Annotated in this window: 10 protein-coding genes; 3 read left to right on the plus strand and 7 right to left on the minus strand. The window is 64.4% G+C overall.

The window, feature by feature from the left end:
* Positions 1-57 precede the first annotated feature (57 nt).
* Complete coding sequence (locus tag J2S96_RS05845; RefSeq protein WP_306860853.1) at positions 58-477, plus strand: hypothetical protein; 420 nt, start codon at positions 58-60, stop codon at positions 475-477.
* Positions 478-690: 213 nt separating this feature from the next.
* Here J2S96_RS05845 and J2S96_RS05850 read toward each other — a convergent pair whose 3' ends face one another.
* The gene (locus J2S96_RS05850; RefSeq protein WP_306860855.1) at positions 691-1,203 is read right to left on the minus strand and encodes a MarR family winged helix-turn-helix transcriptional regulator; all 513 of its coding nucleotides are present in this window, start codon (positions 1,201-1,203) and stop codon (positions 691-693) included.
* Between the two features lie 100 nt (positions 1,204-1,303).
* On the opposite strand from J2S96_RS05850, the gene J2S96_RS05855 reads away from it, so the two are divergent.
* A complete protein-coding gene (locus J2S96_RS05855) occupies positions 1,304-3,196 on the plus strand; it encodes an ABC transporter ATP-binding protein (protein ID WP_306860857.1) in 1,893 nt (630 codons plus the stop codon).
* On the opposite strand, the gene J2S96_RS05860 is transcribed toward J2S96_RS05855, so the two are convergent.
* From J2S96_RS05860 to J2S96_RS05885, 6 genes are read right to left on the minus strand one after another with little or no spacing between them, the layout of a single operon-like run.
* Entirely contained in the window at positions 3,186-3,863 is a 678-nt protein-coding gene (locus J2S96_RS05860; protein ID WP_306860859.1) for a response regulator, read from the minus strand. The genes J2S96_RS05855 and J2S96_RS05860 overlap by 11 nt on opposite strands.
* Positions 3,860-6,508 carry an ATP-binding protein gene (locus J2S96_RS05865; RefSeq protein WP_306860861.1) on the minus strand — a complete coding sequence of 883 codons (2,649 nt, stop codon included), beginning with the start codon at positions 6,506-6,508 and terminating at the stop codon, positions 3,860-3,862. The genes J2S96_RS05860 and J2S96_RS05865 overlap by 4 nt, the downstream gene beginning before the upstream one ends.
* Positions 6,509-6,562: 54 nt before the next feature.
* The gene (gene kdpC, locus J2S96_RS05870) at positions 6,563-7,189 is read right to left on the minus strand and encodes a K(+)-transporting ATPase subunit C (protein ID WP_306860863.1); all 627 of its coding nucleotides are present in this window, start codon (positions 7,187-7,189) and stop codon (positions 6,563-6,565) included.
* 9 nt (positions 7,190-7,198) lie between these two features.
* On the minus strand, positions 7,199-9,358 hold the full coding sequence (gene kdpB, locus J2S96_RS05875) for a potassium-transporting ATPase subunit KdpB (protein ID WP_306860864.1): 2,160 nt from the start codon (positions 9,356-9,358) through the stop codon (positions 7,199-7,201).
* Positions 9,355-11,022, minus strand: coding sequence for a potassium-transporting ATPase subunit KdpA (kdpA, locus tag J2S96_RS05880; RefSeq protein WP_306860866.1), 1,668 nt, complete (start codon positions 11,020-11,022; stop codon positions 9,355-9,357). Before kdpA ends, kdpB begins: the two co-directional genes overlap by 4 nt.
* A gap of 6 nt (positions 11,023-11,028) precedes the next feature.
* Positions 11,029-11,109, minus strand: a complete 81-nt coding sequence (locus tag J2S96_RS05885; protein WP_306861296.1) for a potassium-transporting ATPase subunit F — start codon at positions 11,107-11,109, stop codon at positions 11,029-11,031.
* A 454-nt stretch (positions 11,110-11,563) separates the two neighbouring features.
* Here J2S96_RS05885 and J2S96_RS05890 point away from each other — a divergent pair, with 454 nt between their 5' ends.
* Positions 11,564-13,486: an amino acid transporter gene (locus J2S96_RS05890; RefSeq protein WP_306860868.1), complete on the plus strand. Its 1,923-nt coding sequence runs from the start codon at positions 11,564-11,566 to the stop codon at positions 13,484-13,486.
* The last annotated feature ends 17 nt before the right edge of the window (positions 13,487-13,503 follow it).

Raw genomic sequence — 13,503 nt, forward strand, 5'->3', positions numbered from 1 at the left:
GGTGTGCCAGCGGCAAAGCACGCTCAGGTGGCGAAGCATCAGAGCGAGGTATACCGCGTGAGTCCCACCACTCCGCCGGCGGCAATCAGGGTTCCGCCGAAGGCCATCAAAATTCCAGCCACTGAGACCGTAGGAGCGAGTGCGTGGTCGTCCTGGGCGGGGGTATCGGAGCCAACCCTGGTGGCGGCCGCCGCCGAGGCCCGATTTTGCATCGAGGGGCTCGGGCTGGAAACGGCCGGCGGCGGCACTGCTGCCACGGTTGTGGCGGGTGGAGCGACTTGGGTGGGCGCCGGCTCCCCGATCACCTCCGGCGAAGGTATTGAGGCTGGCACGGAAGGAACCGCGACGCCGGGATTCGGCTGGGGTTGCGGTTGTACCGGCGGGTTGGCCGTCGCGGACGGAGTGGGTTTCCCCGCCGGCCGGGGAGATGGGGAGCTGCCGGGAGAGCACATGCCCACCACCCCAAGGAGGCCTTGAGAACTGCAGTTTGCGGCCAGTGCAGCCTGTGCGGGGGCAAGCGCGATCAGGCACAACGCGAAAGGGAGTGCGACGAGGGCAACTGGAACCTTCCGGCGAGTCATGGCTTCGACTCTACCTACTCCGCGGCAACTTGGGAGGGAGGCGGAGGCATCAAGGTACATTGGACGGAGTCTTCACGGAGATCGGAGAACGGTGGAATCCGCCGTTGGCTCAATCGCCCAGTTGCCCCAGAATCCGGGCCAGCTCGGCTCGGTCCCCTGCGCTGAGCCGGGCAAAGTACTCAGAGGACTTGCCCCGCCGTTCGGCACTGATTTTCGCAAAGAGCTGCTGTCCGGCTGGAGTGGCGGCGACGAGGGTCGCCCGGCGGTCGGTGGGGTCCGGATCACGACGGACGAGGCCTTTGACCTCGAGCTGGTCCACCACTTCCGTGGCCGAACGCGGCGCGATGCGCAGCCGTTCCGCCAGGTCCTTCAGTCGCATAGGCTCCCCCGCCGCCGGGGCATCGCGCCCGGGCTGTTCCGCAGTCGGTGCAGAACCGGTCGATGCAGAACCGGTCGCCACGGAACCGGACGGATGCCGTCGCATGAGCGTCACGAGGGCCCGCCATTGGTGCGGCGTGAGCTCCCAAGGCGACAGTTGCTCGGCCCAGGTCCGGCGCAGCCCTCGGAAAGCAGCATGGAAGAGATCGCCAAGGTCGGCAGGATCAGAGGGCTGTGAATGCATGCCGCCAGTCTAGCAATTTGACCCATAACCACATAGTGAGGTAACCTCTGCATTAGTGGGTGCGATTCCCGCACCCCGCTCGCCACTGGAGGTGGTGCTTATGACGGAGAACATCCTCAGCCGAAATCCCCATCTACCGGGCGCCGGCGCCCGGAATCCCGGCCGCGGTCCAGCCCGCCTCAATCCCGCGGACCGAACCCAGCTGAAACAACATCCCGTCGGTCTCAAGCGGATTGCCGCGCTGTTCACACCGCACAAGATGACCATTGCCGCCGTCGTGCTTCTCATCAGCGCTTCCAGCATCATCGGCCTGGCCCAGCCGTTCCTGGTCCGCCACATCATCGACGTGGCGCTGCCCGGCAGAGATCTGCCACTTCTCGCGTGGCTTGCTGCAGGATTGATCGCCGTGGCAGCCGCAACCGCGCTCATCGGCGTGCTGCAAACCTGGATGACCACGGGCATGGGCCAGAAGATCATGCACACGCTGCGCACGCGCTTGTTCACCCACCTCCAGCAGCAATCACTGGGATTCTTCACCCGGACCCGCAGCGGCGAGGTGCAGTCGCGGTTGAACAACGACATTTCCGGCCTGCAGCAGGTCATCACCTCCACCGCGACCGGCGTTGCCTCAAACCTGACCACGGCCATTGCCACCGCCATCGCCATGGTGGCCATTTCACCCGGGCTCTCGCTCCTGTCCCTGATAGTGATCCCACCGGCCGTCTGGTTCACCCGCCGGGTGGCCCTGCTTCGACGCAACATCACGTCCACGCTGCAGAGCGAGTTGGCCACCATGAACACGCAGGTCGAGGAAGGGCTGTCGGTCTCCGGCGTTCGGCTCTCGAAGACCCTCGGAACCACCAAGCGCGACGCCCACCGCTACATGGAAAGCTCCAAACGGCTGATCGGCCTGGAGATGCGTTCCCAGTTGGCCGGCCGCTGGCGGATGTCGACCATGGGCATCATTTTCTCGGCCATTCCGGCGCTTATTTACCTGGCCGCTGGGCTGCCCGTCGCCAGCGGAGGAATGACCATCGGCACGCTCGTGGCGTTCACCGCGCTGCAATCCGCCATCTTCCGCCCCGTGATGAGCCTGCTGGACCTCGGCGTCCAATGGGTCACCGCGATGGCCTTGTTCAGCCGCATCTTTGAATACCTGGACTTAACTCCCGAGATCACGGCACCGTCCCGGCCCGTCGCCCTGGACCCGTCCGCAATACGCGGCGAGGTCCGCTTCGAGGGCGTCAGTTTCGCGTACGACGGCGGCGCTGACGTTCTGCGCGGCATCGACCTGACGCTTCCTGCCGGCACCAACACCGCAATCGTCGGCCCCACCGGTTCGGGGAAATCGACGCTGGGCTCGCTGGTCCCGCGCCTGCATGACGCCACGGCCGGCCGGATCACCATTGACGGAGTGGACGTCCGCGACATCGTCCCTGAGGAGCTGACGAAGATCGTGGGTGTGGTGTCCCAGGAGACATATTTGATTCACGACACCATCCGGGAAAACCTCCTGCTGGCAGCGCCCGGGGCGGGCGACGCCGTCCTGTGGAACGCGCTGGCCTCGGCGCAAATCGCCGACTTGATCGCAAGCTTGCCCGACGGCCTGGACACCATGGTCGGGGCCCGGGGCCACCGCTTCTCCGGAGGAGAACAGCAGCGCCTGGCGATCGCCCGAACCATCCTGCGCAATCCCAAAGTGCTGGTCCTCGACGAGGCCACGTCCGCCTTGGATAACGCTACCGAAGCGCAGGTCCAGGCCGCGCTCGACCGGCTATCCGTGGGCCGGACGACATTGACCATCGCCCACAGGCTTTCGACAGTGGAAAAAGCGGATCAGCTGGCCGTCCTTGCCGGCGGTGCGATCGTGGAGTTCGGAATACCCGGTGAGCTTCGCGATGGCGGGGGAGCCTTTGCGCGGCTCGTCGAGGCCGGAGGGACTGTGGACTTCGAAGATCCCGCTACGGAAGCCTTGGCCCGGCTCACGGCATGAAACGGTACCCTATCCCCACCTCGGTGATCAGGTGGCGCGGGTTCCCAGGCTCCGGTTCCAGTTTCCGCCGAAGCTGCGCCATGTACACGCGGACGTAATTGGCTTCCTTGGCATACGCCGGACCCCAAACCTCGCTGAGGAGCTGCTGCTGGGTGATCAGCTTCTCGGGGTTCCGTACGAAAAGATCCAGGATTCTCCACTCGGTCGGCGTCAGCCGGACGTCCTTGCCTTCACGCGTCACTCGCCTCATGGCAAGGTCCACTGTGAACGCTTCTGTGACCAGCATGGGCGCTTCTTCGCCTGGATCCGTGGTGCGCCGCAGGATCGCCCGGAGTCGCGCCAAGAGCTCGTCGAGTCCGAACGGCTTGGTGATGTAGTCGTCCGCGCCCGCGTCCAGCGCTTCAACCTTGTCCTCGGAGCCGTGCCGTGCGGAGAGGACCAGGATGGGCACGCTGCTCCACTCACGCAAGCGGGCGATGACGGTGGTTCCGTCGATGTCCGGCAAGCCCAGGTCGAGGATCAAGACGCCCACCGGGTGCTGGGCTGCGGAGCGCAAGGCTGATTCGCCGTCGGACGCGGTGGCCACGGTGTAACCGTGGGCCTGGAGCGTGATCCGCAGGGCCTTGACGATATGGGGATCGTCGTCCACAACCAAGACGTTGCTCATCCCGCCTCCTTGGAGGCGCTGTCCGGGATGCCCGACGGCGGCGTATGGCGGCGCTCCAAAAGAACCGATTGCGCTTCCATGGGAGCTTGCGGCGCCCCGTACGGGAACGCGACGCCCGTGGACAGCGGAAGCCGAATGACCATGGTCAGGCCTCCGCCGGGAGTCTCTTCCGCGGTGAGTGTGCCTCCCATCGCTTCCGTGAATCCCTTGGCCACGGCTAGCCCGAGGCCAACGCCGGTGGTGGAAGGGACGTCGTTGAGCCGCTGGAAGGGCTGGAACATCCTGACCACGCTTTCGGCGGGGACTCCCTGGCCGTGGTCGATGATGCGCAGTTCCCCGGAAGGCCGCCCGTCCAGGGTGGACGAACTGAAGCCTCCCGCGGCTCCCACCAGCACAACATCTGAATCCGGAGCGTACTTGATGGCGTTCTCCACGATGTTTGCGATGACGCGTTCCAGCATCCCGGCGTCGGCGTCGATCTCGGGCATGTTTCCCGGCAGGTCGACCCGCACCCGCCCCGGCGGCACTCCATGAAGTGCCGCCGGAATCACTTCATACCAGCGCACCGGGCGAATAAGGGCGTTCACCGAGTCCGAGGTAATACGGGACATGTCCAGGAGGTTCCCCACGAGGACGTCGAGCCTGTCAGAGCATTCCTCGATGGTTGCCAGCAGTTCCTGTTCCTCCTCGGGCGTGTAATGAACGTCGCTTTGCCGCAAACCGCCCACCGCCAATTTGATTCCGGCCAGAGGAGTCCGCAGGTCGTGGGAGACCGCACGCAGGATGGAAGTGCGCATGGTGTTGCTTTCGGCCAAGCGCGCGATTTCACGCCGGCTCGCCGCCAATTGGCGCCGCTCAAGCTGGGCTGAGAGATGCGCGCCGAAAGCGCTGAGAAGCCTACGGTCGCTGGCTGGGAGGATGCGGCCGGACAGGACCAGCCGGGTTCCTGCGTCGATCTGTTCGGTGTTTTCGCCGCCCTCAGGAGAGAGGTCTGCGACTTCTCCGGCCTTGGCGACGAGGCGCCAGCGGTCGGTTGGTCCGCCAGTGGAAACCGCGCCGGCGGCTTTGAACAATGCCGCCCCGCGCATCTGGAACACGTCCAGTGCCTGCTTCAAGAGCCCTTCCACGGTGTCCTCGGCGCTGGATGCCCCGCGCGTGAGGTCACCGAGGGTCGTAGCCTCGGCGCGGGCACGCGCGGCCTCCTTGGAACGCCTCGCCGAGACGTCCACCACGGCGGCGACAGCGGCCGAGACACCCACGAAAACCAGCAAGGCCAGAATATTTTCGGGGTCACTGATGGTCAGGGTGCCCACGGGCGGAATGGAGAAGAAATTCACCAACAGGCTGCTCCACAGGGCACCGAGCAGGGCTGGCCACAAACCACCCACCAAAGCCACAGCAACCGAACCCGTGAGCTGGACGAGCACGGCCGTCGCAATGCTGTGCGAAGGGCTCGCGGCAAGCAGGAGCTGCAAAATAACCGGAACAACCACCGCCATCGCAAATCCGACGATCACCCTGCTCCGCCCAAGGTCCCGCTGCCGCGGACGGTCGACCCCCCGGCCACCCAAAGGATGGGAAACCATGTGCACGTCGATATCGCCGGAATCACGCACCACCCGGTTGCCGATCCCCCGGCCGGTCAGCCTGGCGACCAGAGACCGACGCCGGGAAATCCCGACGACGATCTGCGTCGCGTTCACGCTCCGGGCGAAGTCCAACAAGGCCTTGGCCGGGTCCTCCCCTGCCACCGTGTGGTAGCTACCGCCCAAATCCCGGACCAACAGGCGCTGGGCTTCCAAGGCTTGCGGAGATTCCGAGGCCACGCCATCGGCCGCACGGACGTGCACGGCGAGCAAGTCGCCACCGTTGACGCGTTTGAGGATCCGGGCGGCCCTGCGGACGAGGACCTCCCCTTCCGGGCCGCCGGTGAGGCCGATGACAATTCGTTCCCGGGCTGGCCAACTCGCATCGATCCCCTGTTCCGAGCGGTACTTTGCCAGTCCCTCGTCCACGCGGTCGGCCAGCCACAGCAATGCCAGTTCACGCAACGCAGTCAGGTTGCCCATCCGGAAATAGTTGGACAACGCGGCGTCGATCTTGTCCGCCGCATAGATCTTGCCGTCGCCCAGCCGTTGCCGAAGCAGCTCCGGTGAGATGTCCACAAGGTGGATCTGGTCGGCCCGCCGCACCACGTCGTCGGGCACTGTTTCCGCCTGGCGGACATCTGTGATGGCACTCACGACGTCACCGAGGGAAGCCAGGTGCTGCACGTTCACGGTGGAGAGGACGTTGATGCCGGCGTCGAGCAGTTCCTCCACGTCCTGCCAGCGCTTCGGGTTGCGGCTTCCGGGGATGTTCGAGTGGGCATATTCATCGACGACGGCGGTGTGCGGCCTGCGCGCCAGAACCGCGTCGATGTCCATCTCCTCGAACGCCGTGTCCCGATACGCGATGCTGCGCGGCGGAATCACTTCCAATCCGTCCATCAAGGCACGGGTGTCGCTGCGTCCATGGTCCATGGCGAAAGCCACCACCACGTCTTCACCACGCCCGCGCAGCCGGTGGGCCTCTGCAAGCATGGCGTAGGTCTTCCCTACTCCCGGGGCTGCCCCGAGGAAAATGCGCAGCGTCGCCCGTGCCATGTGGTCATTCTTTCACTTGTTGAACGCGGCGGTTGCCCGCCGAGCCGGCCGCCCTCATTTAGACGGGATAGCTGTGGACGGCGCCGCTGCGGCGACGTCCAGGTTCAGCTCCGTGACGTTGACGGACGGCTGCCCCAGGAAGGCCTCGAGCCCCGTGACGGTGCGGCGGTCCACCATGGCCTGCACCGCCTCCGGACTCAGCCCGTGAGCCTTGGCCACCCTGGGCACCTGAAGGCGGGCATAGGCTACCGAGATCTGCGGGTCCAGCCCGGAGCCGCTTGCCGTCACGGCGTCGGCGGGGACATCGGATTCCTTAACTCCCTCTTCAGCGGCGATGGCAGCACGGTTGGCTTTGACGGCGTCGAGCAGCTTGGGATCGTTGGGGCCCAGGTTGCTCGCGGTGGACGCGCCCGGGTCCCACTTGGCTGCCGAGGGGCGGGCGTGGAACCACAGGGGGCTCTGGGTGCCGGCACTATCCGCGGAGACCTGGGCAATCAGCGCAGAAGCCGCGGGCCTTCCGGCCGCGTCTTTCACGATGGAGCCATTGGCTTGGAAGGGCACAACCGCCTGGCCGATACCGAAAATCACCAGCGGGTAGATCAACCCGAGGACAACAGTGGCCAGAAGCAGGAACCGCAGGGCCGTTCCAGCTTGACGAAGATAGCCGGGAATGGTGTTCAAGGTGGACTCCTAGCCGATGCCGGGGATGAGGGAAATGAGGAGGTCGATGAGCTTGATCCCGATGAAAGGCGCTATCAGACCGCCCAGGCCGTAGATCGCCAGGTTCCTTGCCAGCGCCTGGTTCGCCGAGACGGCCCGGTACTTGACGCCGCGCAGGGCGAGCGGAACCAGCGCGATGATGATCAAGGCGTTGAAGATGACCGCGGACAGGATGGCCGAGGAAGGCGAAGCGAGGCCCATGATGTTCAAAAGCCCCAGCCCGGGAAAAGCGCCCGTGAAGAGGGCCGGGACGATCGCGAAGTACTTTGCGACGTCGTTCGCCACCGAGAACGTGGTCAGGGCGCCGCGGGTGATGAGCAGCTGTTTGCCGATGCCCACAATGTTGATGAGTTTGGTGGGATCCGAGTCCAGGTCCACCATGTTGGCCGCTTCCTTCGCAGCCGGAGTGCCCGAGTTCATGGCGACACCGACATCCGCCGCAGCGAGTGCGGGGGCATCGTTGGTGCCGTCCCCGGTCATGGCCACCAACCGGCCGTGCGCCTGTTCGTCCTTGATGACAGCGAGTTTGTCTTCCGGAGTTGCCTCGGCGACAAAGTCGTCGACGCCGGACTCCGCAGCGATTGCCTTGGCCGTGATGGGGTTGTCGCCCGTGATCATCACTGTCCGGATGCCCATTCGGCGCAATTCGGCGAAGCGGGCATGCATGCCCGGCTTGACCACATCGGCGAGGTGGATAGTGCCGAGAACGCGGGCACCGCCGTCGTTCGCGACTGCGGCAACCAGCAACGGGGTGCCGCCCTGGGCGGAAATTTCCCGCACCTTGAGTTCCACTTCAGCCGGGGTGTGTCCTCCAGCTTCCGCTACAAAGTTGGCGACGGCGGTTGCGGCGCCCTTGCGGATCTTCCGGCCGTCAAGGTCCAAGCCGCTCATGCGCGTGCTCGCGCTGAACTCGACAACAGCAAAGCCTTCCGAGCCTTTCAAGAGGGCCGCAAGGTCCGGGCCGCCGACGCCCTTTTCCGCCGCGAGATCCACGATCGACCGCCCTTCCGGCGTCTCGTCGGCCAAGCTGGAGAGCCGGGCCGCGTCGATGAGTTCGGTCCGCTCGACGTCGTGGGCCGGGAAGAACTTGACTGCACGGCGATTGCCGTAGGTGATGGTGCCGGTCTTGTCGAGCAGGAGCGTGGTGATGTCTCCCGCGGTCTCCACGGCGCGTCCGGAAGTGGCCAGGACATTGTGTTGCACCAAACGGTCCATGCCTGCGATCCCGATGGCAGGCACGAGCGCCCCGATGGTGGTGGGGATCAGGCAGACCAGCAGCGCCACCAGCACGATCGGCGATGGCGTTGCACCCGGCAGGGAAGCGAACGGTGCCAAACTCATGGTGACTGCAAGGAAGACAATCGTCAGGGAGACAAGGAGGACGTGGAGGGCGATTTCGTTGGGCGTCTTTTGCCGAACAGCGCCTTCGACGAGCTTGATCATCCGGTCGATGAACGTTTCACCCGCCTCAGCCGTAATGCGGACGGCGATGTGGTCCGAAAGGACCTTGGTGCCGCCGGTCACCGAGGAGCGGTCGCCGCCGGATTCGCGAATGACAGGTGCCGACTCGCCGGTGATGGTGGATTCGTCCACGCTCGCCAGGCCTTCGATGATCTCTCCATCGGAGGGGATGACGTCCCCGGCTTCGCAAATCACGACGTCGTTCTTCCGCAGTTCCGTTCCAGGCACCTCTTTGAGGGTGCCATCCTCAAGCCGAAGCCGGGCAACAACACCTTTCCTGCTGGCCCGGAGGCTATCTGCCTGGGCCTTGCCGCGGCCCTCCGCGATGGCTTCCGACAACGTCCCGAAGAGCACCGTCAGCCAAAGCCAGACTGTCACCGAGATGCCGAAAACGGCTGGTTTGAGAATGCAGATGGCCGTGCAGAGAGCCGCCCCCACCAACACTGTGAACATCACCGGAGAGTGGACCATCTGCCGGGGCCCCAGCTTCCTTATCGCGACCGGCAGCGCGGTCCGGATACCGGCAAGGTCAAGCTTGGCCGGCGCCTTGGTGTGGTGTTTATGCTCCCCCGGCGTGCCCAGGGGATTGCCGTCGGCGTAGGTTTGGGCCTCGGTGTCCGCGGCCAGGGCACGGCTGGACTTGGTAGTTGCCATGACAGACTTGGTCATTTCAGGAGTCCTTCTGCGAGGGGGCCCAAGGAAAGGGCCGGGAAGTAGCTCAAGGCGGTCATGATCACCGTCACGCCGAGCAAGAGGGAACCGAAGAGCCAGCCGTGGGTGGGGACGGTTCCGGATGACGCCGGGATCCGGGGTTGTTTTGCGAGGGAACCCGCCAAGGCGAGCACCAGCACGATGGGCAGATAGCGGCCAAGGAGCATGGCGAGGCTCATCATGATGGACAAATATGGACCGGACGTGGTGATACCGCCGAACGCCGAGCCGTTGTTGTTGGCTCCGGAGGTGAAGGCGTAGAGCACTTCGCTGAATTGGTGCGGGCCGGACGCTGGTGCGTTAGCCATGGCGTCCGGCAGCAGGACTGTGATTCCAGCCGTGGCAAGCACCACCACCGGCGTCACCAGGATGTACATCGCGGTGAGCTTCATCTCCCGGGGTCCGATCTTCTTTCCCAGGAACTCAGGAGTGCGGCCCACCATGAGCCCGGCGATGAACACGGAGACAATCGCGAGGATCAGCAGGCCATAGAGCCCTGATCCCGTGCCTCCCGGGGCCACTTCTCCGAGCATCATGTTCACCATGGCGACACCGCCGGCCAGGGGCGGCAGGGAATCGTGGGCGACGTTAATGGCACCCGTGGAAGTCAGCGTGGTGGCAGTGGCAAAAATCGAGCTTTGGGCCGCGCCAAAGCGTTGCTCGAAGCCCTCACCAAGACCTCCCGCAGCGGCGGTCGCTGTTCCTTCGGCGGAGGCAACAGCCCAGCCCATCAGCATGGTGGATGTCAGCCAGAGCGTGCCCATGACACCCACTACCGTGTAACCCTGCCGCTGATCCCCCACCATGCGGCCATAGGCGTACGGCAACGCGGAAGGAATGAGCAGGATCAGGAAGACCTGGAACAGGCTGATGAAGACGTTCGGGTTCTCGAACGGGTGCGCGGAATTGGCGTTGAAATAGCCGCCGCCGTTCGTGCCCAGGATTTTGATTGCTTCCTGGGAGGCTACGGGCCCACCCGGGATGGTCTGGGTGACGCCGGTTGCCTGGTTGAGGACCTCGGTCGACCAAAAATTCTGCACTACCCCGCCGATGACCATGACGATCGCCGCGAGCGCAGCCATGGGCAGCAGTACGCGGAACGAGGTGCGGGCAAGGTCCACCCAGAAGTTCCCCAGCCTGTCCGTCTTGGTTCGCGCGATGCCACGGATCAGGGCGACCACCACCACGATTCCGACGGCGGCGGAGAGGAAGTTCTGCACGGCCAGTAAGCACATCTGCGCGAAAACGCCCATGGTGGCCTCGGGCGTGTACGTTTGCCAGTTGGTGTTCGTGGCAAAGGAAATGGCCGTGTTCATGGCCGTCCAAGGGTCCACGCCGGGGAGGGAATTGTTCCCCGGCAGGACGCCTTGAAGCCGCTGCAGGAGGAACACCACCAGGATGGAGACAGCGGAGAACACCAAGACGCTGCGCAAATAGATGGACCAGCTCTGCTCGGTGCCCGGATCCACCCCGGCCAGGCGGTAAAACCATCGTTCCACGCGGGTGGACTTCTTGCCCTCAAAGACCCGGGCGAGGTACACGCCCAGCGGCTTGTGAACCAAGACCAGCAGCAAGAGCAGGATCGCCACCTGGGTGACGAAAGAGGCAATACTGAAAACCATCCCGGATCACCACTTTTCCGGGTGGATCAAGACGAGCAACAGGTAGCCGAACAAGCACAGGCCCGCAATAAACAAGACCAACCACATCACGGCATCCGCGCTCACCGCCCGTTCACCGGCCCATCGCCATCGACGATTTTGCCCAGAAGACGGGCAATCCACATCACGATCCCCATTGACACCACGAAGATCCCCACAACAGCCACGTCGGCCACTGGAACGTCCTTTCATCCTTGCCCCGTTTGCGGGGCTGATGCCAGTCAACTCCTCGCCCCGCGGCGAAAAGCGGTTCCTGATGGTTCCTTAACACGGCGGGGCCGAATCTTGACGCCTTCTTAACAAGCGCGACTCCCGGAGGGTGGGCTGTGGCTTCCGATCCGTGGACGTTAAGGATTCGTCAAGATCGGCTTCCACCAGCGAAAAGACTTCTTGCCGGTGCTATGTTCAGCAATGATCGCGGAGCTCCGCGTTGCGCGGAAAGGACACCATGACTACCTTGAGCAGGCCGCCGGCCGATCCTTCGGCACCACGGCCAGGAGGCATGTCTTCCTTACGGACATGGCTGCTTTTCGGACTGCAAGACAGCAAGGGGACCCATCAGGGCCCCGGTGCCGTGAGCGATTCACATCTGAAGAAGCACTCGTGGTGGCAGGTCATGTGCCTGACCGGCGTGGACTACTTCTCCAGCCTGGGATACGCGCCTGCCATCGCGGCACTGGCCGCCGGGGTGATTTCCCCGCTGGCCACCCTGGTGCTGGTGGGACTCACCCTGCTCGGTGCCTTACCGGTCTACCGGCGGGTAGCGGGCGAAAGCCACCGCGGCGAGGGATCCATCGCCATGCTGGAGCGGCTGATGCCTCGGTGGAGCGGCAAACTCTTCGTCCTGGTGCTGCTGGGTTTCGCCGCGACTGACTTCATGATCACCATGACCCTGTCCGCCGCCGATGCCACCGCCCACCTGATCCAGAACCCGATCACGCCCGGCTGGCTGCAGGGACAGAACGTCACCGTCACACTGTTCCTCCTCGCATTGCTCGCCGCGGTATTCCTGAGGGGATTCAAAGAAGCCATCGGAGTAGCCGTTGCCCTCGTCATCCTGTACCTGGGCCTGAACGCAGTGCTGGTCGTGGTGACGTTGGCAGAGGTCATCACGCATCCCGTGGCAGTCGGCGATTGGTGGACGGCATTGTCCACCTCGCATGGCAGTCCGCTTGTTGTGGTCGGCATTTCGTTGGTGGTTTTCCCCAAACTGGCGCTGGGCATGTCTGGCTTCGAGACCGGCGTCGCCGTCATGCCGCAGATCAAGGGAGGCCCCGGCGACACCGAGGAAAACCCCGTCACCCGCATCAAAGGCGCCCGGCGCCTGCTCACCTCAGCGGCGGTCATCATGAGTTCTTTCCTGCTTGCCACTAGCTTCATCACAGTGGTGCTGATCCCCGAGCAGGAATTCCAGACCGGCGGACAAGCCAACGGCCGCGCATTGGCCTTCCTCGCACACCAGTACCTGGGTGTGGGGTTCGGTTCCGTCTATGACTTGAGCACCATCACTATCCTTTGGTTCGCCGGCGCTTCTGCCATGGCTGGTCTGCTGAACCTCGTGCCCCGCTACCTGCCCCGCTATGGCATGGCTCCGGAGTGGGCCAAGGCAGTGCGTCCGCTGGTCCTGGTGTTCACCCTGATCGGGTTCCTGATCACTTTTCTCTTCGATGCCGACGTCGATGCCCAGGGCGGCGCCTACGCAACCGGGGTGCTGGTCCTGATGACCTCCGCCGCAGTCGCAGTAACGCTCTCGGCCCGGCGGGCGAGGCAGAGAAAACGCATGGCGGGCTTCGGGATCATCGCAGTCGTGTTCATTTACACGACGATCGCCAACATGTTCGAACGTCCGGAAGGCATCCGCATCGCCGCGATCTTCATCGCGGGCATCATCGTCATCTCCCTCCTGTCGCGCATCATGCGCTCCTTTGAGCTGCACGCCAGCCATGTCCGGCTGGACCGGCAGGCCTTGGAATTCCTCTCCGATGTCCAAGACGGGCCCCTCGCGGTCATTTCCCACGAGCCGCTGCGCATCAGCAGGGAGGCCTACCGGGACAAGCTCAATTCCGCGATCGAAGTCAGCCACCTGCCCTTGGACCAGGAGGCGCTGTTCCTGGAGGTGATCGTCGACGATTCCTCCGACTTCGAAACGGAACTTGAAGTGCGCGGCGTGAACAGGCACGGCTACCGGGTCCTGGAGGTCCACGGGCCCGTAGTGCCGAACACGATCGCTTCGGTGCTCCTTCACATCCGGGACGCGACCGGCCTGATGCCGCACATCTACTTCCGCTGGACCGAGGGAAACCCGGTCATCAACCTCCTCAAGTTCCTCTTCCTCGGCGAAGGGGAGATCGCCCCCGTCACCAGGGAAGTGTTGCGAGAAGCCGAACCCGACGTCACCCGGCGCCCCTGGGTCCACGTCGGCTGAGCACCACGGTAAGGTGC

This window comes from Arthrobacter bambusae (genome assembly GCF_030812595.1).
Classification (GTDB): domain Bacteria; phylum Actinomycetota; class Actinomycetes; order Actinomycetales; family Micrococcaceae; genus Arthrobacter; species Arthrobacter bambusae_B.

Bases quoted from the DNA above. Each gene is read 5' to 3' on its own strand.
- J2S96_RS05850 (WP_306860855.1), bottom strand. From the start codon at position 1,203: ATGCATTCACAGCCCTCTGATCCTGCCGACCTTGGCGATCTCTTCCAT.
- J2S96_RS05855 (WP_306860857.1), top strand. From the start codon at position 1,304: ATGACGGAGAACATCCTCAGCCGAAATCCCCATCTACCGGGCGCCGGC.
- J2S96_RS05860 (WP_306860859.1), bottom strand. From the start codon at position 3,863: ATGAGCAACGTCTTGGTTGTGGACGACGATCCCCATATCGTCAAGGCC.
- J2S96_RS05865 (WP_306860861.1), bottom strand. From the start codon at position 6,508: ATGGCACGGGCGACGCTGCGCATTTTCCTCGGGGCAGCCCCGGGAGTA.
- kdpB (WP_306860864.1), bottom strand. From the start codon at position 9,358: ATGACCAAGTCTGTCATGGCAACTACCAAGTCCAGCCGTGCCCTGGCC.
- kdpA (WP_306860866.1), bottom strand. From the start codon at position 11,022: ATGGTTTTCAGTATTGCCTCTTTCGTCACCCAGGTGGCGATCCTGCTC.
- J2S96_RS05885 (WP_306861296.1), bottom strand. From the start codon at position 11,109: ATGTGGTTGGTCTTGTTTATTGCGGGCCTGTGCTTGTTCGGCTACCTG.
- J2S96_RS05890 (WP_306860868.1), top strand. From the start codon at position 11,564: ATGTCTTCCTTACGGACATGGCTGCTTTTCGGACTGCAAGACAGCAAG.